The 343-nt window shown below is 63.0% G+C and carries 1 protein-coding gene; it reads right to left on the bottom strand.

Annotated features, from left to right (window positions below; all coding sequences use genetic code 11):
* The coding region (locus tag NPS29_RS28695) for a hypothetical protein (RefSeq protein ID WP_274136871.1) at window positions 1–343 on the bottom strand (343 nt) is incomplete at both ends.

The raw sequence follows: 343 nt of genomic DNA, 5'->3' as shown, positions 1-343 counted from the left end.
ATAGAGCTGAAATGCCTCGTACAAGCCGGTGATCACGCCCAGGCGCAGGGCGTAGAAGTTGCCAATCTTTCCGGACTCCAATTCCATCTGCACCGAGCGCCGCACGCGAACCTGCAACTGTGCACGGGCCGTGTTCAGGCTCTTGGGGGTCTTCGCATCCGCCAGCTCTTCAAGCTGCAACTGCGGGGCAAATTTGCCCAAGCGCCAGTTCATCGCGGTGACCAGCACATGGGCCATGGCCTTGTCGGCGCGGTTGGGCGCGGCGTAGGTGAACACGCCCTTGGCCATCTGTGCGTACCAGCCCATCAGCACGCCGACCTGGGTGCGCGCCAGCCAGTCCATG

Origin of the sequence: Pseudomonas putida (assembly GCF_028682175.1) — a bacterium.
Taxonomy (GTDB): Bacteria; Pseudomonadota; Gammaproteobacteria; order Pseudomonadales; family Pseudomonadaceae; genus Aquipseudomonas; species Aquipseudomonas putida_AD.
The sequence above is the reverse complement of the archived record's forward strand: the minus strand, read 5'-3'. Positions and strand labels throughout refer to the sequence as shown.